12 protein-coding genes are annotated in these 20,382 nt (G+C 48.8%); 5 read left to right on the forward strand and 7 right to left on the reverse strand.

Going from position 1 to position 20,382, the window contains the following annotated elements; all coding sequences use genetic code 11:
• Positions 1-213: 213 nt before the first annotated feature.
• From groL to ACYRYG_RS08920, 3 genes are all read right to left on the reverse strand, one after another.
• Positions 214-1,836: a chaperonin GroEL gene (gene groL / locus ACYRYG_RS08910; RefSeq protein WP_293415840.1), complete on the reverse strand. Its 1,623-nt coding sequence runs from the start codon at positions 1,834-1,836 to the stop codon at positions 214-216.
• 128 nt (positions 1,837-1,964) lie between these two features.
• Positions 1,965-2,240: a co-chaperone GroES gene (locus ACYRYG_RS08915; RefSeq protein ID WP_293415838.1), complete on the reverse strand. Its 276-nt coding sequence runs from the start codon at positions 2,238-2,240 to the stop codon at positions 1,965-1,967.
• A 202-nt stretch (positions 2,241-2,442) separates the two neighbouring features.
• On the reverse strand, positions 2,443-3,879 hold the full coding sequence (locus ACYRYG_RS08920; RefSeq protein WP_293415836.1) for a threonine/serine exporter family protein: 1,437 nt from the start codon (positions 3,877-3,879) through the stop codon (positions 2,443-2,445).
• A 318-nt stretch (positions 3,880-4,197) separates the two neighbouring features.
• On the opposite strand from ACYRYG_RS08920, the gene ACYRYG_RS08925 reads away from it, so the two are divergent.
• The 3 genes from ACYRYG_RS08925 to ACYRYG_RS08935 all read left to right on the forward strand — a co-directional run bounded on the left by ACYRYG_RS08925 (position 4,198) and on the right by ACYRYG_RS08935 (position 9,139).
• Positions 4,198-6,756, forward strand: coding sequence for a glycosyl hydrolase (locus tag ACYRYG_RS08925; RefSeq protein ID WP_460198015.1), 2,559 nt, complete (start codon positions 4,198-4,200; stop codon positions 6,754-6,756).
• 173 nt (positions 6,757-6,929) lie between these two features.
• Positions 6,930-8,072 (forward strand): glycoside hydrolase family 88/105 protein, encoded by a 1,143-nt coding sequence (locus tag ACYRYG_RS08930; RefSeq protein ID WP_293415832.1) that lies wholly within the window; start codon positions 6,930-6,932, stop codon positions 8,070-8,072.
• A gap of 50 nt (positions 8,073-8,122) precedes the next feature.
• Complete coding sequence (locus tag ACYRYG_RS08935) at positions 8,123-9,139, forward strand: glycoside hydrolase family 43 protein (protein WP_460198016.1); 1,017 nt, start codon at positions 8,123-8,125, stop codon at positions 9,137-9,139.
• Positions 9,140-9,395: 256 nt separating this feature from the next.
• Here the strand turns inward: ACYRYG_RS08935 and ACYRYG_RS08940 are convergent, their stop codons facing one another.
• From ACYRYG_RS08940 to ACYRYG_RS08955, 4 genes are all read right to left on the reverse strand, one after another.
• The gene (locus tag ACYRYG_RS08940) at positions 9,396-11,741 is read right to left on the reverse strand and encodes a glycosyl hydrolase 115 family protein (RefSeq protein ID WP_460198017.1); all 2,346 of its coding nucleotides are present in this window, start codon (positions 11,739-11,741) and stop codon (positions 9,396-9,398) included.
• Between the two features lie 41 nt (positions 11,742-11,782).
• Positions 11,783-14,176: a glycoside hydrolase family 2 protein gene (locus tag ACYRYG_RS08945; protein WP_298673485.1), complete on the reverse strand. Its 2,394-nt coding sequence runs from the start codon at positions 14,174-14,176 to the stop codon at positions 11,783-11,785.
• A gap of 156 nt (positions 14,177-14,332) precedes the next feature.
• On the reverse strand, positions 14,333-15,568 hold the full coding sequence (locus tag ACYRYG_RS08950; RefSeq protein WP_293415826.1) for a rhamnogalacturonan acetylesterase: 1,236 nt from the start codon (positions 15,566-15,568) through the stop codon (positions 14,333-14,335).
• Between the two features lie 96 nt (positions 15,569-15,664).
• On the reverse strand, positions 15,665-17,284 hold the full coding sequence (locus tag ACYRYG_RS08955) for a GDSL-type esterase/lipase family protein (RefSeq protein WP_460198035.1): 1,620 nt from the start codon (positions 17,282-17,284) through the stop codon (positions 15,665-15,667).
• A gap of 355 nt (positions 17,285-17,639) precedes the next feature.
• Here ACYRYG_RS08955 and ACYRYG_RS08960 point away from each other — a divergent pair, with 355 nt between their 5' ends.
• Together ACYRYG_RS08960 and ACYRYG_RS08965 are read left to right on the forward strand one after the other, a co-directional pair.
• Entirely contained in the window at positions 17,640-18,647 is a 1,008-nt protein-coding gene (locus ACYRYG_RS08960) for an aldo/keto reductase (RefSeq protein WP_293415822.1), read from the forward strand.
• A 133-nt stretch (positions 18,648-18,780) separates the two neighbouring features.
• Positions 18,781-20,376, forward strand: coding sequence for a carboxylesterase/lipase family protein (locus ACYRYG_RS08965; RefSeq protein WP_460198018.1), 1,596 nt, complete (start codon positions 18,781-18,783; stop codon positions 20,374-20,376).
• Positions 20,377-20,382: the final 6 nt, after the last annotated feature.

Raw genomic sequence — 20,382 nt, forward strand, 5'->3', positions numbered from 1 at the left:
GATTTTTCATTGATTTTCAATCAGTTGGATGAAATGGCCCCTGCTTTGTGATTATGACAGGGAGTCTCTGCCAGCGAGCCTTTGCGATGAAACTGTTGTGGCATAAAATGAATGGCTGAATAGTTACAAAATACGATTTCAAATGCTAAATAAAACAAAAAAGGGAACAGAAAATCTCTTTCCGTCCCCTTTTTGTTAGCTATAGTTTACATTTTACATCATTCCCGGAGCAGCAGGTGCAGGCATTTCAGCCTTAGGTTCAGGCTTATCCACCATCACACATTCTGTTGTCAGCAACATTCCGGCAATAGAAGCGGCATTCTCCAAAGCGACACGTTCCACCTTAGCAGGATCTACGATACCAGCCTTGCGGAGGTCCTCATATTTCTCTGTGCGGGCATTATAACCATAGTCACCTTCCCCTTCACGGACCTTATTGACTACTACAGAACCTTCCAGTCCTGCGTTCTCAACGATCTGGCGAAGTGGTTCCTCAATGGCACGGGAGACGATGTTGATACCCGTCTGCTCGTCCTGATTGTCACCCTTGAGATCCTTCAAAGCCTCCAGGGCACGGATATAAGTCGTACCACCACCGGCAACAATACCTTCTTCAGTAGCTGCACGGGTAGCACACAAGGCATCGTCTACACGATCCTTCTTCTCTTTCATCTCCACTTCAGAGTTAGCACCTACATAGAGGACGGCAACCCCGCCGGAAAGTTTTGCAAGACGCTCCTGCAGTTTTTCCTTATCGTATGAACTCTTCGTGTTAGCGATTTCATTCTTGATCTCGTTGACACGATCCTGAATGTTCTCCTTGGCACCGGCACCCTTTACGATAGTAGTATCATCCTTGGTAACCGTCACCTTCTCAGCAGAGCCAAGCATTTCAATAGTAGCCTGACTCAACTTCAGGCCCTTGTCCTCACTGACCACGACACCACCGGTCAGGACAGCAATATCTTCAAGCATAGCCTTACGGCGATCACCGAACCCTGGAGCCTTTACGGCACAGATCTTCAGACTGCCACGCAGACGGTTAACGACCAACGTAGTCAAAGCCTCAGAGTCAACATCCTCAGCGATTACCAACAGTGGACGACCACTCTCAGCAACAGCCTGCAGGATAGGCAGGAAATCCTTCAAATTACTGATCTTTTTATCATAAATCAGGATATAAGGATTGTCCATGATGCACTGCATCTTCTCTGTATCGGTTACGAAATAGCCGGACAGATAGCCCCGGTCAAACTGCATCCCTTCTACTACCTCAATATGAGTATCACGGCTCTTGCTTTCTTCAATGGTGATCACGCCATTGTTGGAAACCTTACGCATGGCATCAGCCAGCAGTTTGCCGATTTCAGGATCGTTGTTTGCGCTGACACTGGCAACCTGCTCGATCTTATCATAGTTGGTACCTACGATTTCCGCATGATCCTTGATATATTTCACAACAGCACTCACAGCTTTGTCTATACCGCGCTTCAGATCCATAGGATTAGCACCGGCAGTAACGTTCTTCAACCCTTCACGCACGATGGCCTGGGTCAAGATAGTAGCGGTAGTGGTACCGTCACCGGCGTCATCACCCGTTTTGCTTGCTACACTTTTAACCAACTGAGCACCAGTATTTTCGAACTTGTTGTCAAGTTCTACTTCTTTAGCAACGGTAACCCCATCCTTGGTAATCTGTGGAGCACCGAATTTCTTGTCAATAACCACATTGCGACCTTTAGGGCCTAACGTAACCTTAACGGCATCAGCCAGTTGATCAACGCCCTTTTTCATCAGGTCACGTGCTTCTACATCATATTTTAATTCCTTAGCCATTTTCTTCTAATTTATTTAATTTATCATTTTCTTCCGGCCAGTCCAACAGCTCTACAGACAAGATCTGTTCACTCTGGAACCGTCGGTTACTTGACTACCTATAAACTCTCTAAAGTATTACTTACGGATTATTTCTCGTCCAGGATTGCGAGACAGTCGCTCTGACGCATCATCAGGTATTTTGTGCCCTCATTTTCAATCTCCGTCCCGGCATATTTTCCGTATAAGACAGCATCACCTGCTTTCACGACCATCGGGTCATCCTTCGTACCCTGGCCCACAGCAACAATCTTGCCCCGTTGAGGCTTCTCTTTTGCTGTATCAGGAATAATAATTCCACCTACTTTTTCTTCAGCTGGTGCAGGAAGAACCAGCACTCTGTCTGCTAATGGTTTAATGTTCATAATACTTTTATTTAAATTTAGTTTATCCTATCCCGACATGAAACGCTTTCACATTCAACGTTTCGTCTGTATGCTCTACGAAAACTGTGCCAAACTTGATGTATGACAAATTTGGCACAGTTAAAACTGACACGAATGTCAGTCTTTATAGAAATCATCACCCCTCAGGACAACCCGAAAATTCCGGCAGCATGACCATGGATCATTCCAGAGGATTTCCCTGATCACCGTTTTTCATACTATCATTCCGGACATGGCTCAAGTCTATAAATTCACCATGCGCCTTCCTGTCAAGGATCAAACCCTCTAATTTCTTTTTACGATTCGGGGAAATCCATTTCCGGGCAAAGATGTTCGGAATATCCACTCCCACAGCGATCATGATGATCAGTAAGGAACCATTAATGCCATTATGGGTGGCCGTCGTCACCTCACCCACAACTCCCTGCATATCTATCAAGGCATAAAGGGCACGATACATCAGGACGCCGGGTACCATGGGGATCACCGCTGGAATAGTAATGCACTGATGAGGAGTATGGAGGACATGCACCATCTTGATATTGATTATGCTGATCAAGGCAGAACCGCAAAGAGTGCCTACAATAGGACCGGCATCCAGTCCGACATTTCCATTACTCGGACCCAGATTGACGAAATTACGGAAACAGACTGCCACAATTCCGCCTACGGCAATCCAGGGCATCAGGCGTTTGGGTGCATTGAAGATCGTTGCAAATCCCATCGAGGAAATGGCCGCGGCCACAGCATATTCACCAAAGGTGTGATGAGGTATCATACTCAGGTTCTTGACGAAATTATCAATCCCGAATATTTTGATAGCCAGCGCGATACCGAAGGACATGGATACCACCATTAATAAGGTGTTCGTCGCCCTCACCAGGCCAAGTTCGATATGATTGTCCAGCATATCGCTCACGAAATTGATCAGAGGGACTCCCGGCACAATGAAAAGAGCACAAGCCAGCATAGGATGCCAGGGCGTGTCCGAATGCAAGACGGGCAGCAGGAAATGCGGCAGATACGCCTCTACATCGGGAGTGGAAATAAAGTGAGACAGCCACGCCAGGATCGTGGAGATGAAAGCAGCTACAGCAATGTTGAAATAATTATTTGAACCCAACTGATTCAGATACATCCGGAAACGGTTGCCGAGAATGGCAGCGATGGAAGCATAGAAAAATGCTGGCCAGTCACAACCGAACTGAATACAGAACCCTCCGCAGGCAAAGCCGGCGCCGATGGCTACCATCCAGTCACCATAATTGCGCTTGGCACCTGCGATCTGCTCCAATTGCTTCTCATACTGGTCCAGTGAATAATTCTGGCCTATAGCTCTCCAGGTCAGTTTACTGATCCCTTGGATCGACTCCATATTGATGCCATGCTTGTCACAGCGCTGCATCTTCGAAAAAGAATGGGTCTCATCACTCAAGTTTACCTGAAGCATATAATAATCCACATTAATATGCAGATTCTCTTTAGGCAATCCCAGAAAAGCAGCAGCACGATCCATGTTCCGTTTAATCCTGCTGGTATCGGCCGAACTCTCCACCAATATTTGTCCCGTCCGTAAAAGCAGATCTAATTTCCTACGCAATACTCGTTCTGATTCCATCTTGCATTTATAATTACACTCTGGATCAGAATTGCACTTTGTGTCCTCTCTCATTAAATTAAAAAAATATATAGAATTGGAACTCCTGAATTACGGTTGCAAAGTTACGAATATTTCTTGAATTTTCAGAGGCAAGACCTGATTTTTTATAGTCTGGCACCGATTACAGGTCCTTGTGGCCTCGTTTTAGTCCACCTTATGCCAGCATAATCACAGACATGCTTTTTATTTCCGCCAACATTATTCACTCTTTTCACCCATCATTTAAATTTTTTATTTGTAACTTTGCGACTAAACAAATTGATAAATCAAATCATCATGAAGAGAATTCTACTATTACTAATCTGCATTACAACCGGAGTCATCAGTGCCCTCTCACAGTCGTGGCCGACAGTATTGCCGGAAGCCAGGCCTGGCGTAAGATGGTGGTGGCTGGGATCAGCCGTGGACAAGAAAGACCTGAAATGGAGCCTGGACCAATACCACAAGGCAGGCATCGGAGCCGTAGAGATCACCCCCATCTACGGGGTACAGGGGAATGACAAGAATGACATTCCTTATCTTTCACCCAAATGGATGGAGATGCTGCGCTTTGTCGAAGACACGGGGAAGGCCGACAGTATAGAGATTGACATGAACAACGGTACCGGCTGGCCTTTCGGGGGACCATGGGTACCCATAAATGAAGCTGCGTGCAAGGCTGTCTTCTGTGATACTGTAGTAAATGCCAATGCCAATCTGATGACCATCAACTATCAGATTCCGGAAAAGGAACGGAAATATGCCAAACCTCAAATCATCAAGTCCTTCCCTATCCCGGGAGACAAGAAACATAAACGCGTCATTGTCCTCTATATCAGCCGCACCGGCCAGAAGGTCAAGCGCGCTGCACCGGGGGGAGAAGGCTACGTCATGGACCACTTTGACAAGACTGCCGTAGCTCATTACCTGGCTCACTTTGACAGTGCTTTCACAGCCACACATACTCCGTTTCCTCATACTATGTTCAATGACAGCTATGAAGTATACAATGCCGACTGGACCCCTTCCCTTCTCAAGGAATTCCAGGCCCGCCGCGGTTATAAACTTCAGGACAAGTTTCCTGAGTTCCTTGCCGGCGACCCTCAGGTCGTAAGCAACTACCGGGAGACGCTCAGCGAACTCCTGCTGGAAAATTTCACAGAGCAGTGGACGGCCTGGGCACACCGGCACGGAGCCATCACCCGCAACCAGGCACACGGCTCCCCAGCTAATCTGATAGACTGCTATGCAGCCGTGGATATTCCTGAAATAGAGGGATTCGGGCTCACCGATTTCGGCATCAAGGGTCTACGCCGTGACTCCATAAAGACCCGGCCGAACTACAGTGACCTTTCGATGCTGAAATATGCCCCTTCAGCTGCTCATATCACAGGAAAGCCTTTCACTTCAAGTGAAACTTTCACCTGGCTGACGGAACATTTCAGGACATCACTCAGCCAGTTGAAACCAGACCTGGACCTGATGTTCTGTGCAGGCGTCAATCACATGTTCTTCCACGGTACGGCCTACTCTCCGAAAGATGATCCGTGGCCGGGATGGAAATTCTATGCCAGCATAGACATGAGCCCGACGAATTCTATCTGGAGAGACGCACCGTTCCTGATGCAATACATCACCCGCTGCCAGAGTTTCCTGCAATGGGGAAAACCGGACAATGACTTTCTGGTCTATCTTCCTATCTATAATATGTGGAGAAGGGACACCCATCACCGGCTCATGCAGTTCAGCATAGAAAGTATGGCTCAAAGGGCTCCTAAATTCATCAAGGATATTCTGAATATTGTCCACCTGGGATATGATTGTGACTATATCAGCGATCGGTATCTCATGGGCTGCACCATAGCTCCTAACGGCAGCATACAGACGGCTGCAGGAACAAGATATAAGGGCATCATCATCCCTGAAGGTGCAATCCTGAAACCACAGATCGCCGAGAAACTCAAGACTCTGGCCAAAGATGACCCGACCAGGATCATGTATGGTGTCCATGCAAAAGAAATGTCTCTGCATGCTTCTCCGGAAATCATGAAGGCAGATTATGGACTGAAAATGATCCGCCGCAGTAATCCGTCAGGTTACCATTACTTCATCGCCAACCTCACCCCGAACGACATGGATGCCTTTGTCCCACTGGCTGTACACTTCAAAAGTGCTACGTGGTTCAATCCGCTCAATGGCAACAGATATGCTGCTGAGATAAGGAAAGGGAAAGTGCATATCCTCTTAAGAAGTGGCGAGAGCCGTATCCTGCTTACTTCTGACAAGGTAACAACCGGCACGCTGCCTGCTGAAGGGCCGGAGGAAAAGGCTCATCTGGCAGATATTGACCTGACTCATCAGAAATGGCAGTTGAGTTTTATCGATGAAGCTCCTAAAGTGGGAGAAACCTTCCAACTTGATGGATTGAAGACCTGGGAGAACCTGGACGGCAAGACCCGCGTCACCATGGGCACAGGGGTCTATCAGACCACCTTCAAACTGAACAGGAAGCAGGCTTCTGCTCACTGGAACATCAACCTGGGCGATGTACGTGAAAGTGCAAGGGTCTACCTGAACGGACAGTTTATAGGCTGTGCCTGGAGTGTACCTTTCATTCTCAATTGTAAAAATGCTCTGAAGAAAGGCAAGAATACCCTCCGCATTGAGGTCACGAACCTGCCGGCCAACAGGATCGCCGACCTTGACCGGAAAGGTGTAAAATGGCGCAAGTTCAAAGAAATCAATTTTGTGGACATCACTTATCACCAGTCCAGCTATGCTCACTGGGGACCGGTGCCAAGCGGCCTGAACAGCACGGTAAGACTCCAGCAGGCCACAGAGCAGACCGGACTATAACATCCTGCCCCCTTCTGTCATCATCTCCTTAAGATCAGTAAACGCGCGGAATGATCCACGGAGGGGGAGGAATCATCTATCAAACTTCAATAAACAACAAATCCTACTGATAGGATTCCGGAAAATGCTTCTGAACAGATAGCACAACTCCCGGAATCAAAAACAATGACATCATGAAGAAAACAACCACTTTCATCCTTTTTCTGCTCGTAGTGATGAACAGCAGCCTTGCAGAGGCCCGCACACCGTCATCTGCCGGAAAGTGTCCTTCAATCATCGCGACCGCACAGAAAGTCAACGCCTATTTCATGAACAAGTATCCAGACCCTACCCAGCCTTCCTTCGTCAAGAAGAAACGTCCGAGCAACCTCTGGACAAGAGCCGTCTATTATGAAGGGTTGATGGCGCTGTACGAGGTGGACAGGAATCCTGAATATGTGGCCTATACAGACCGTTGGGCTGACTTCCACCAATGGGCACCACGCAATGGCGTAGCAACGACTGATGCAGATGACCAATGCTGTGAACAGACTTACCTGGATCGTTACATCCAGTCGGGAGGACAGGAGAAAACTGAAAAGGTAAAGGAGAACCTGGACCTGCAGATGGCTACGGGAAAGCACACCTACTGGACCTGGATCGATGCCATCCAGATGGCCATGCCGGTATATGCCAGATATGCCAGGATCACAGGAGAGAGGAAGTATCTGGACTATGCGATGAACAGTTACCTGTGGACTCGCGACACGCTGGCCGGCGGACTTTTCAACAGGAAAGAAGGACTCTGGTGGAGAGACAAGGACTATGTGTCTCCCTATAAGGAACCTGACGGCCGGAACTGTTACTGGAGCCGTGGCAATGGGTGGGTCTATGCCGCTCTGGTAAGGGTCATGCAGACCGTTGGGGAAAAAGACAAGGACTATCAACTTCTCAAGAAGGACTATCTCCAGATGAGCAAGGCTCTGCTCAGATGCCAACGTAAAGATGGCTTCTGGAATCCAAGTCTGGTCTCCTCGTCCTTCCAGGGACCGGAAACCTCTGGCACCTCCCTGTTTCTTTATGGCATGAGCTGGGGCATAAGGAATGGACTATTGGAAAACAAAGTTTACCGGAGGGCATGTGACAAAGCATGGAAAGCTATTAAAGGTGCGGTCCAGGAAGATGGCTTCATCGGTTACAGCCAGGGAACGGGCAAGGATCCGTCTGCCGGACAACCTCTCAGCAGGACACATATCCCTGATTTCGAGGACTTCGGCACCGGTTGCTTCCTGTTAGGTGCCACGGAATATGCCAAACTCTGCCATCAGATCCGGTAAGGATCAGGAATAATCTTCTGAAAATCATAACGATCAACCAAATAACAAAAATGAGAAAAAATCTGTATCGTATTACTGCTATCATGGCACTTCTCCTCTTTTCAACCGTCTCCTTTGCTCAGAATCCGCAAAGAGGAAATTACGGCTACCTCTATTGCCACATGAGTGACCATGGAGAATGGACGGCTTATGCGGTCAGCCGAGACGGTTACCATTATCAGGACATCCTCGGCGGGGACTCTATATTCAGTTCCGCCAAACTCGCCCGTATAGAAGGGGGAACCCGTGATGCCTATATCTGCAGGGCTTATAACTGTAAAGGCTACCTGATGGTCACCACGGATATGTGTGTCAGGAAGTCTCATAAATGGGACAATTACGGCATTGACCTGCTAAAAAGTAATGATCTGATCCACTGGACCTCTGTAACCATTGACTTCAGGAAGTTCTCACCGACCATCCAAAGGGTATGGGCCCCCCAGATCTTCTGGAATCCGGACTATCACTGGAAAGACGGGAAGAAAGGCGGATACATGATTTATTATTCCATCCTGGACAAGAAGGTCTGTCCCTACGACCGGATGTACTATAGTTATGCCGACAAGAGCTTCACTCATATCACCGCTCCAGAATTACTTTTTGACTGGGGGTATGCAACGATTGATGCCGACATCAACTACCTGAAGAGCGATCATCTCTATCATCTGCTCATCAAGAAAGAAGGCGGTAAACCGGGCATTTACACGACAACCTCCAAGAGTCTGACCGGTCCATGGGGGAAGCCATCCGACAGTGACTATGTCCATTTTGAAGGAAAGAAATTGTGCGAGGGGCCTTCTGCTTTCCAACTGATCGGAGACAAGACCTGGAGGGTGACCTATATCCAATACTCCGATCACCCCAAACATTATCGGATCTGTAAAGCCGATGAATATTTACGTAACTTCTCTGACCCTGTAGACATTCAAGGGGTCACTGGCCCGCAACACGGATCTTTCATGAGAATTACGAAAACGGAATATAATCGTCTCGTCAACTGGTCCAAAGCTCGTCAGAGCCATCAGTAAAGGCCATCCGGAGAGTGGCTGCAACATACAGACAACCATTGCCGCAGAAAAAGAAAGTCCTTTCCCTGCGAATTGAGGGAAAGGACTTTTATGATTATCCATCGGTTTGTTCTTGCCAGGCTTGGACGATTCTTCCAGAATCGTGACCGGACTTTCTTCAGTGATAGTCAATTGTGACCGATATGGTGCATTTCGCCCCCCAAAAAAATCGTGCATTTTAAATCTACTGGAGTCTGGCAAGCTGATGGAAATAGGACTATCGGACAGGAAAGACAAATACTTGATCCAGCACAATGCCTTCATCAAGAGCCTTGAAAGACAACACATGAGACGCTCTGGGGACGACAGCCACCCGTAATGTCCTCAGCGCAAAATTACGGATCACGTTCTCTTTCCATTCCTCACTTCTGCCATACGTCTGATAATCCATTATCCTTTCTTGTCCGTTATCCAGGGATACCGCAAAGCGAAGGGTCTTTCCATTTACAGGATGTACAGGCAGCAAGTGGAATTCTATTTTCACAGAATCCGCTGCCAGGGAGTCAAAAGGAAAAGACACTACCTGTCCTTTGGGAATGAGGGCAGCTTTATTGTCATAACCCAACTCCACGGGCAAGAAATACCCCTGAGCATCCGTGGCGTTCCAAAGATAAAAAGGATTACGGTCGGGAGCTAAAGGCGTTGATACGGAATCATGGGGAAGGAGGCTGAAATCAGACAGCCTCCGGGGATGACAATCCATCATCCCCTCCCATTTTCCATGATTATGGAAACCCCGGTTATAGCGCCTGGTAAGTTTTTCAATCGCATCATAGGCTGCGTCGCTCCCAGCCCAACTCCCCTTCCCATGCCGGGCCAGCTCCCCTATCAGCATCTTCCGGTTCATTTCGTCAGCTGCCAGGACAGGATATGCTACCAGTTGTTCATATTCGTCCTGTAACTTCTCAGGGATTTTCCGTCGTACCGATCGGGCCCGGCGTGCAATATTGTCATAGTCCACCAGCCTTGCACGGATCTCAGACTCACTCCAGTTTATATCCTTGACCACGGCAGCCAGAGGGTCTCCCCTTTCTTCCGTCCGGGTATTCCCCATCATCTCCGGCCTGCGAATAAAGGCCAGACGGTAATATTCGCGCATGATCCCTGTTATTTCCGGAGCCAGCACACTGCCAAACTCACGCCTGTAGAAACCCAGAAGATGCTGCCAGGCACCCTCACGCCTTACCGCATTGATGTTCCAGGCCATATCCAGAAAAAGTTCTGTATCATATTCGCCAGGTTTGATGTCACCGGCATTCAGCATCCATAATTCTCTGATCCCCTTATCGTAAGCTTCTGTCATCTGTTCTACGATCAATGCAGGAGAAGTAGAAGATAACCAAAGATAATCATGAGGGCGCCCCCAATAAGAGATATGATAATAAATGCCGTTGCCTCCTGCCCTGCGCTGCTCTTCAATGGTCGGGAAGTGGCGCACATAGCCATAATTATCATCACACCAGATCAGGGTCACGTCATCAGGAACCTCCAAACCAGCATCATAGGCCTCCAGGACCTCCTTATAAGGAACAAATACCTGCGGCACTCTCGTAACTTCAGGGTAATATGCCTCCAGTAATTTACGCTGGTCATGGATGACCTTCACAAGAGCATCCCTGTATTGAGCCACCGTCTTCACCCCCTCCATCGGTCCATCATGCTTTCCCCTCATGCCTAAAGTATAGATAACCTCAGAACCTCTCAGGAGCCGGACCCGGTGATCCCAGAAGTTCAAGACTTCCTTCCGGTTATTAAAATAATTATAGGCACCCCGGACCCGGTCATCCCACTCACCGTTGGCATTGCACATCATCGGCTCACAATGGCTCGTTCCGATCACGATACCATAACGGGCGGCAGTCTCCTTGTTTCCTTTTACGGAAAAGAAAGGAGAGGAACAGTCATGCATTGCGGGCCAGAGCAGATTCGCACGTAAACGGAGCATCAATTCAAAAATCCGGGCGTAAGTTTTAGGGCCCATACGTCCCTTCTGTCTGCTTGGATCATAATTCTTGTAGCTCCAGGGGTTCAGCCCCCAGTCTTCGTCATTGATGAATATCCCCCGATAGGGCACATCAGGCTGCTGGACATTGCGATAGCCCTCAGGGAGGGAAAAAGACCTCAGATGTCGCGGGCAGGCGTCAGCCCACCAGACCCATGGAGAGACCCCGATCAGCCGCGACACCTCCAGGAGTCCATGAGCTGTCCCCCGCGGCTCGCTTCCGGCGACATAGAGTTTACCACCCCTTACCAGCAGGAGGAATGCTTCATGGCGGCCTTTGAGGAAAGGTAATTCCCCTGCGATCGGCTTGAGGAGCCGGCTGCCCAGTGTTCCAACGATAATGTTCCCCTCTTTCTGCCTCAACCTCACCCGCCCGCCGAACACCTGGGAATAGTCTCCAGAGAACATTCCGACAACGGTCTTCACCACTGCAGCCTCCGAGGATTCAAAAGCCAAGGTGGTACTCTTTCCTTCCTGAAAAGTAAAAGGACGGGCCGTCACCGGAGAGGCTGTCAAGCCCCAGAGTACAAAGGATATGCATACAAAGGTTTTTAATTTCATTTGGCAGGAACAAGTATCCACTAAAGGAAAGACCGCAGCCCTCAACGGGTAGCGAGTTTCAGGTTCTCTTTTTTCAATCCTGCAACAGCCACACCCAGCAGCACTCTTCCCGGAGTACGGCCGGCACGGAGAATTACCTGGGCCGTCCCATGATGAAGTCTGACCTGACTCCCCGCGAGGTTCTCATCAGTATTAATATCTCCGTTACAGACCCCTATGATTCTTGCATTTCCCTCAACGGAAAAACGAACTTCTCCATCGGCACTCCACACACGATTCCCCTTGGCATCCACGGCATTGACCCGCACAAACTGCAGATCCATACCATCAGCATGCCAGACCTCCTGATCCGGCCGGAGCTCTAATCTGACAGCCTTCCCATACGTGTCGATCCGATGACGGGCAATGACTCTTCCATCTTTTCTGGCCACAGCCTCAATGTATCCCGGCTGGTATTCCACATTATCCCAGCGGATCTTATCACGATGATCCGGGTCAAGCGTATTCTTCTTTACACCCAGGCTTTTCCCATTGACCAACAGTTCTACCTCCGGCGCATTCGTATAAGTATAAACCGTGTATCTCTTTCCCGGTGTGCGATTCCATTGGTCAGACAATTGCTGTACCGATTCCTTCACGCCATTCCAGACTTTCCCCTTTTCTTCTTCATCCACGATGCCGATATGCACGACCGGCTGATCCGAGAACATCGATTTCAGCAAATAAGCTTCGGGCTTAGGCTGAAGGGACATGTCAAATACTCCTCCATCACTTCCTTTTGCCGGCCAGCCATGGCTCTCTCCGAGATAGTCGATCATGCCCCAATAAGCCAGGCCGATGACTTTATTGAGATTCATCCCGTAGAAATTCGGGCCCATATTGGAGAGGTTAGCCTCACTCTGATAAAAGATCATGTCCGGAAAACGCCTGCGGTCACCGGGGAAGTACATATACCGGTAATTATAAGCCTGAATATCCGTAATCATCGCCAGGTCACAAGGCAGAGAATCGGTCTGCCAGTTGCGTCCGCGAGGATGCATGGCCACCGTCACCGGCCGGGTGGCATCATAGCGATACAACAGGGTATGCTGCAAGCGATAGGCCGTGACCCCCCAGTCATTAAAAGGCAAATCAGGATAGGTCTGGAGTTCGTTCCCCAGACTCCAGAAGGCAACACAGGCATGACTCCGGTCCCTCTTCACCCATTCAGGCACATCATATTGCCACAGATTCGTCCAGTCCGTACGGCCACCGGCATACTGCTTGAGCCACTTATCATAAAGTTCGTCCAGGACGACGATCCCGTATTTGTCACACAGACGGTAAAAATCCTCACTGTAAGGATTGTGAGACGTACGGATATGATTAAAGCCAAAGGCCTTCAAGGTCTTGATGGTTTTCTCGATCGCACGAGGGTAGACAGCAGCCCCGAGAGGGCCAAAAGTAGAATGGTTTGCGATCCCCTTCAAAAGCAATTTCCTGCCATTCAGTTTCAATCCGAACTGAGGAGAAAACTCGAAAGTACGGACACCGAAGGGTTCCGTCACCTGGTCAGCCAGGGTCCCGTCAGCTTTATACACCGACACTTCCGCAGTATACAAATACGGGTGATCGCAAGACCAGAGTTGAGGATCCGGTAAAGGAACCGGGGTCAGGACATATTCCTTATCATGACGCCTCGGAGAGAACACCATCATACTGTCCTTTTGAGCCACGGCCTGTCCCGTGGCATCCAGGATACGCACTTGAACCCTGCCGCTCTTCTGTCTGCTATAATGGCAAATTTCTGCCGTAATATTTACCAACCGGTTATCCTTTGTCGTGATAAACAAAGGATGACGGGCAAAATACAACTGAGAATCGGTCAACAGCAGATGGACGTCACGGTAAAGTCCGCCACCCGTATACCAGCGCGAATTATTCGGGCCCATCGTATTGGCAATCACGATGATTTCATTATCAGAACCATACCTTACCTTGTCCGTAATATCTATTCCGAAACCGACATATCCATAGTCTGTACCCCCTATTCGTCCCCCATTCAGATAAACATCCCCGACCAGCATGATTCCTCCGAAATCAAGTACAAGCCGGCGTCCCTTCCATTCAGCAGGCACATGCAGCACCCTTCTGTACGCCCCTGAGCCCATTTCCTTGAAAGCCCGGGCCGACAAACGGCTCTTCACATTGGCAGCCTGATCACTAAAGTCAGCCCGTTCCCCCGGTGCAGGTTTCATCCAGGGCTGGGAAATCTGGAAATCATGAGGCAAATCGACATCTTGCACATCTGACGAATGGAAGTTGATTTGAGCAGGCTGGACATCAGACCTGACCAGTTTAAACTGCCAGCCAAAATCAAGATTCAAGGTATCACGCTGCGCATCTACAGCCAGGGTGAAACATAAAGTTGCAGCTAATAGTAATATTTTCTTCATTTGTTGTGTTCAATAAAAATCTATTTTAAATCAAAATCGCCCGTTCCACTCCTGACCCAGCCCTTTTCAGGGCAACCGGAACCTTCCCTCTGCGATCAGTCGACGGCAGGACGTCCCTGTCCCCTTTCCCAGGATCCGAACACCGGATAGATCTCCTTAATTTCCGGCCGGTTTGACCAGATCAATCATCGGAGCCGGATACCATTTATAGGTTTTCCAGTCATCCGGATGGGCAGGATCATAGTCTTTCCAATCCTTTCGAAGATCTTGAACCATAGGCAGATGATCCTCTTTCATCCCCATCACCACCATCTTGGCGACCTCATAAGCTCCGTACGGGTTGAAATGGGTGTTGTCTGCAAGAGCCTTTGTCTGTCCGGGGAAAGTATTCGCCGGATATTGAACCAAAGCACGCTTGCTGTCCTCAAAGCCTAAAGTTTCAAAGAACGTGCGGGTCATATAGTGAAGTTCGATCAGTGGAACGCCCTCACGTTTTGCCACGACACGCATTGCCTCCGGATAATCTCCGTGAGTTTCACGGATATGCTTATTGTCATCCTTCCAGAATCTCCGTTCTGTAGGTGTGATAAAGACAATATTTCCACCTGCCCTGCGCACCTTATCAATATAAATCTTCAAGGCATAAGTAAAATTATACCAGGCACCATCGCCCGGTCCATGCTCTTTCTGATCATTATGACCGAATTCACAGAACACCCAGTCCCCCTTTTTCAGCATCGTAAGGATCTTGTCCAGACGGTTCTGACGTAAGAAAGAGGTTGCCGTCAACCCGCTTTCAGCTTGATTAGAGACAGAGATCTGATCAGTGAACCAACGCGGAGCCATCTGTCCCCAACTTGTCCAGGGTTCTTTTGCCTGGTCGACCACCGTTGAATTACCACACAAAAAGAGTGTAGTCACGGCACTGTCCGGGACAATACTGATCCTCTTCACAGCAGGTGACGGGCCATTGAACTCCAGTGTAAGTTTGTCATCCCAGTCCAAAGACCCGCGTTCACGCGGTTTCAACAGTACCTGTTCCTTATCGGAAATATATGGTGAGCGCTTATTGACGACAAAAGAAAAAGTCTTGAACTTGCCCTTTGCCGTAAATGTGTTTTCCAGAAATAACCTGCGGCTCTCAGCCCGCACCACGGTCTGTGCAGCCCTGCGCCTGCTCCCCAACGTGACCGTTACCTTATAATTTCCGTCAGGAACCTTGACAGAAAAGAAAAAAGGTTTCGTGGATTTTCTGTCCGGAACAGGCAAGATATCATAGCCATAGCCTACCGCATCCTTATAAACAGGTTGTGGCTTCGTCATATCAAAAGTCTGGCTGTACCCCGTTAATGTTGTCAGAAGTACAACGGCTAAAATTAGTGTTCTCTTCATATTGTAAATAGATTGTTACTATTGGATTTCAGAAAGTCCTCCCCTCAAGCCAAGATCACAAATGCCGGGAGGCAGGATTCAGAGCCCTTCCATCCCTCACTTCAGGTATTTGGCCAAAGGACTCTTGATGGCCTTCAATCCCCTGGCAATATCCTTTGCATTTAATCTGGCGCCGGCCAGACTGTTATGGGTATGGTCATGGTTATAATATTTTGAAGCTTTTGACTTACTGCCACAATGCTTGTCCAACCAGTCAGCAGTAAGATTATGCAAATCAACGAATTCAACGCCAGTTGTCTTGACTACCTCACGGTACCATTTACCATAGGTATCATTACGCCGCTCTATCTTCCCGTCTTTCCATTCATTACGAGGCGTGAGCGAGACAAGGATCGGTGTAGCCCCCTTCTCACGGACATCATCAATGAATTTCTTCAGATACCACCCGAAACTGTAGACCACTTCATAATGTCCGTCACGGGCAGACCGGTAAACATGATCTGTATCCTGCGCACAGGCTATCACGCCACGTTCCTTATCATGGTCAATAGGCCCAATATCATTATGTCCAAACTGGATGAGCACGAAATCTCCCGGTTGAAGGCTATTATAGACACGATCCCAACGGCCGTCATTTAAGAAAGTACGTGTAGAACTGCCTGCCTTTGCAGCATTGAAACAAGTAATCTTTTTTTTGTCAAAGACGGTATAAGCCTGCGATCCCCAGCCCCACATGCCGTTCTTATCCTTATCCATGTTCTTGACCGTACTGTCACCGGTAATCCAGACCACAGGTTTTCCCTTTTCACGCTTTACCGGTTCCGTAGGCAAGGCCAAAGGGAGCATCATCTCCTGCAGGGGTCTCAAGGCAGGATCAGGACTCTCAGCAATACCCTCCGCCGCACTGCGCGCATTCATCATCGCGCCGAACCTGCTGCTATGGATATGGTCAATATAAAACATATACTTCTCTTTCCAAGGACTGTAATGATCGAGTTTTTCCGCAGAGATCTCATCCAGGTTTACAAATGGGACCCCGTATGTTGCGGCCACCTCTTCCAGCCATTGTGTCCAGATCCCCCTGACCACCTTTCCTGTTTTCGGATTGTAGGCATCCCGAGGGGTCAAGGACATCAGAATAGGATTTCCACCCCGCTGGCGGATGTCCCGGATAAATTTCCGCATATATTCCCCGTAAGTAAAGACGGTCTCATGCACACCAGTCTCCTGGATGATGACATGAAGAGAATCCATGCCAGTACCAGGAATACTCGCACGGGCCCGTCCCCGGTCATAGGGGCCATTGTCATTATGCCCGATGGAAATAATCACCCAGTCACCGGGCCGAATGGCATCCCGTACAGGAGCCCAGAGTTTATTGTAATAAGTACGACTGCTCATGCCTCCCAAAGCCTGATTCTCCACAGTTATTTTGTGAGGGTCAAAAAAGACATGTTCGTAGAATCCCCAGCCCCATTGGCCATTATGGCCATCCCCCAGGGTTCCGTTACGCATGGTAGAATTACCGATCAGAAAAAGGACCGGATGATTACCTATCCGGCTAGAGCCAGGAACAGGACGGGCCATCTGGGCTTTACTCAGACTGTCCAGGGTCAGATCCACTACATGGTTTACATCGGCCATCGGAGCAGGTACCTGAGCTTTCATGGAAACGGGCAGGACGACCGCCGACAGAAATGCAGACAGGCAAAGCATGGCAAATTTTCTTTTCATCATCAATTAGTTTTAATAGTTTATTCCTTCTTAAAAAAGATCTTGAGCATCGGGCATCATAAATGGCGGAGCAAATATCCGTCCACCCATGCAAAGATATAAAATATATAAGAATCATTAAAAGAATTCCGTTCAAAAAATATTCATTTTATTCAAATCTGTAAGACCAGACCCGCAAAAGGAGCACTTTTCCGGAATTACGATTCAGACATAACCGTTTTCCCAAGCCAAGCAACAGACAAAATCTATCTATTGTAATAAAGATCTTTAAAGATAAGCCTATATTCGTTTTTAATCCTTATATTTGTATTGAGAAAACTATTCAATCCTATCCAATATGATTTCAGAACATTACACTGCCAATGGCAACCGTTACAACAACGGCATGGAATATGCACGATGCGGAAACAGCGGCATACTCCTGCCTGAAGTAAGTCTCGGTTTCTGGCATAACTTCGGGAGTATCAATCCGTATGAAAGAAGCCGGGAGATAACCCGTTTTGCCTTTGATCATGGCATTACACATTTCGACCTGGCTAACAATTACGGGCCTGTTTACGGTTCCGCAGAAGAGACCATGGGGCACCTTATGGACGACACCTTCCATCCTTACCGGGATGAACTTTTTATCAGCAGTAAGGCCGGATATGAGATGTGGCCCGGACCATACGGAAACTGGGGATCAAGGAAATACCTCATGGCCAGTATTGACCAGAGTCTCCGGCGGATGCACCTCGACTATGTAGATCTCTTCTATAGCCACCGGTATGATCCGAACACACCGCTGGAAGAAACTCTTCAAACTCTTGTAGACATCGTCCGCCAGGGCAAAGCCCTCTATATCGGGATCAGCCGCTGGCCACTCAAGGCCCTTCAGTTTGCAGACGAATATCTCCGGAAGCGGGACGTACCCCTGCTGATCTACCAGGGCCGTCTGAACCTCCTCGACCGATCACCGGAAAAAGAAGGCATCCTCAACTACTGTGCAGACCATGGTATCGGATTTATCTCGTTCTCTCCTTTAGCACAAGGATTACTTACAGACCGTTACCTCAACGGTATCCCTGCGGACAGCCGGATGTCTCAGCACAATTCTTTAGACCAGTCTGTCCTGACCCCCAAACTCCTTCAATATCTAAAGAGTCTCCATGCCATCGCGGCCCAACACGATGAATCACTGGCCGATCTGGCCCTTTCCTGGATACTGGCACAACATGGCGTAACCTCCGTACTAATAGGGGCAAGCAGTACGGAACAGTTGAAAGACAACCTGAGATGTATCCATGCGCCCAGTCTCAAGGGTGTCCAGATCCCTGAATTTCAAGAGAATCCAGTTACCCAATAATTGCCCGCCGATCCGACCCGCTCCCTGTCTTCCAGATATGAACAGAAGGAAAACGCTCACCCGAAATTCTCATGAAGGACCAGGGAAATGGCAGGGCACACCTTAATCACGAATAATGAAAATTACAAATCACATGAAAAAGACTATTTTTACTTTGATGGCCATCCTGCTCTGCAGCACGGCATCTGCCCGGAATAATCCTCAGGTGGGAACACGAGAAGGAATCGTTGAAGGCCTGTATGAATCCGGGATCAGCATCTTCAAGGGTATCCCCTTTGCAGCTCCCCCTGTTGGTCAACTGAGATGGAAAGCGCCGCAGCCCGCAGCCCACTGGGCGGGAGTACGCCAGGCCATGGAGTTCGGTCCGAACCCCATGCAGGAGCCGGTCTTCGGAGACATGAACTTCGGCACCAGGAAGGTGAGCGAAGACTGCCTCTACCTGAATATATGGACGCCGGCAAAGACCTTTCAGGAAAAACTCCCGGTCATCATCTATTTCAATGGTGGAGGACTGATAGCCGGTAGCGGCAGCGAGCCACGATATGACGGGATGTCAATGGCAAGAAAGGGAATCGTGGCCATCACCGCCAACTATCGTGAGGGGATCTTCGGATTTTTTGCCCATCCACAATTGTCCAGGGAAACGACTTACAAGGGATCAGGTGACTATGGCTTTCTGGATCAGGTCGCAGCGATCAGATGGGTAAAAGACAATATAGCCGCCTTCGGCGGAGATCCTGACCATATCACAATTGCAGGCGAATCAGCAGGATCAATGTCTGTCAGTATCCTCATGGCCTCTCCTTTAGCCAAAGGATTATTCCAGCAGGCCATAGGTTCGAGTGGATCAGTAATGGGATTTCACCAACTTCCGACCCTGAAGCAAGCCGAAAGGGCGGGAATGGAATCCGCGAAAAAGATGGGGTTCAAGAATATCAGGGATTTAAGGGCCTTGTCTGCTGAAAAACTCATGAAGTTATCAGACACGATCGGACGATTCACCTACAACATCGATAATTACTTTATCCCTGAACAGCCTGTAGACATTTTCATGCGTGGGGGACAAGCCCAGGTACCTTTGCTTATAGGAGGGAACAGCCTGGAGTCTGCCCTGCCTGATCAGGAAAGCACAGTAGTTCATCTCAAGCAGATGGCACAAGCCGTCTATGGCAGTCATGCAGATGAAGTACTTGGACTTTACGGAATCACGACGGATGCAGAGGCCAAAGGGATGCCTGGACATAACTTTACCGGCGATCTCTTCATCGCCTTCAGCACCTGGAAATGGGGAAACATGCAGGCTCAAACTTGCAAGCAGCCTGTATATCGATACCTCTACGCCCATCCCCGTCCGGTCATGCGCATTTCCGGAAAGATAGCAGGACTGGCCGGTGGTGTCATTGATGCTGGGAGCCAGACTTCACAGCCTCGCGCAAAAGGTGCCGTACACTCTGCCGACATTGAATATGCGATGGGGAATCTGCCTACCAACCGTGTCTATGACTGGCAACCGGATGATTATATGGTCTCTGACATCTTTGAAAACTATTACGCCAATTTTATCAAGACAGGAAATCCTAATGGACTGGGACTGCCTGAATGGACACCGGTTAATGACAAAGAAGTTCCTCCTGTTCTTCTGATCGACACAAATACTTGCATGAAAACGGATCCGGCTATGGAAAATCGCTATCAAGCCCTTGACAGGATCATCTGGGGTCATCAATAGCCCCCC

Source organism: Segatella asaccharophila (assembly GCF_054687055.1).

Excerpts from the sequence above, each read along its gene's own strand:
- groL (WP_293415840.1), bottom strand. The coding sequence starts at position 1,836 with ATGGCTAAGGAATTAAAATATGATGTAGAAGCACGTGACCTGATGAAA.
- ACYRYG_RS08915 (WP_293415838.1), bottom strand. The coding sequence starts at position 2,240 with ATGAACATTAAACCATTAGCAGACAGAGTGCTGGTTCTTCCTGCACCA.
- ACYRYG_RS08920 (WP_293415836.1), bottom strand. The coding sequence starts at position 3,879 with ATGGAATCAGAACGAGTATTGCGTAGGAAATTAGATCTGCTTTTACGG.
- ACYRYG_RS08925 (WP_460198015.1), top strand. The coding sequence starts at position 4,198 with ATGAAGAGAATTCTACTATTACTAATCTGCATTACAACCGGAGTCATC.
- ACYRYG_RS08930 (WP_293415832.1), top strand. The coding sequence starts at position 6,930 with ATGAAGAAAACAACCACTTTCATCCTTTTTCTGCTCGTAGTGATGAAC.
- ACYRYG_RS08935 (WP_460198016.1), top strand. The coding sequence starts at position 8,123 with ATGAGAAAAAATCTGTATCGTATTACTGCTATCATGGCACTTCTCCTC.
- ACYRYG_RS08940 (WP_460198017.1), bottom strand. The coding sequence starts at position 11,741 with ATGAAATTAAAAACCTTTGTATGCATATCCTTTGTACTCTGGGGCTTG.
- ACYRYG_RS08945 (WP_298673485.1), bottom strand. The coding sequence starts at position 14,176 with ATGAAGAAAATATTACTATTAGCTGCAACTTTATGTTTCACCCTGGCT.
- ACYRYG_RS08950 (WP_293415826.1), bottom strand. The coding sequence starts at position 15,568 with ATGAAGAGAACACTAATTTTAGCCGTTGTACTTCTGACAACATTAACG.
- ACYRYG_RS08955 (WP_460198035.1), bottom strand. The coding sequence starts at position 17,284 with ATGCTTTGCCTGTCTGCATTTCTGTCGGCGGTCGTCCTGCCCGTTTCC.
- ACYRYG_RS08960 (WP_293415822.1), top strand. The coding sequence starts at position 17,640 with ATGATTTCAGAACATTACACTGCCAATGGCAACCGTTACAACAACGGC.
- ACYRYG_RS08965 (WP_460198018.1), top strand. The coding sequence starts at position 18,781 with ATGAAAAAGACTATTTTTACTTTGATGGCCATCCTGCTCTGCAGCACG.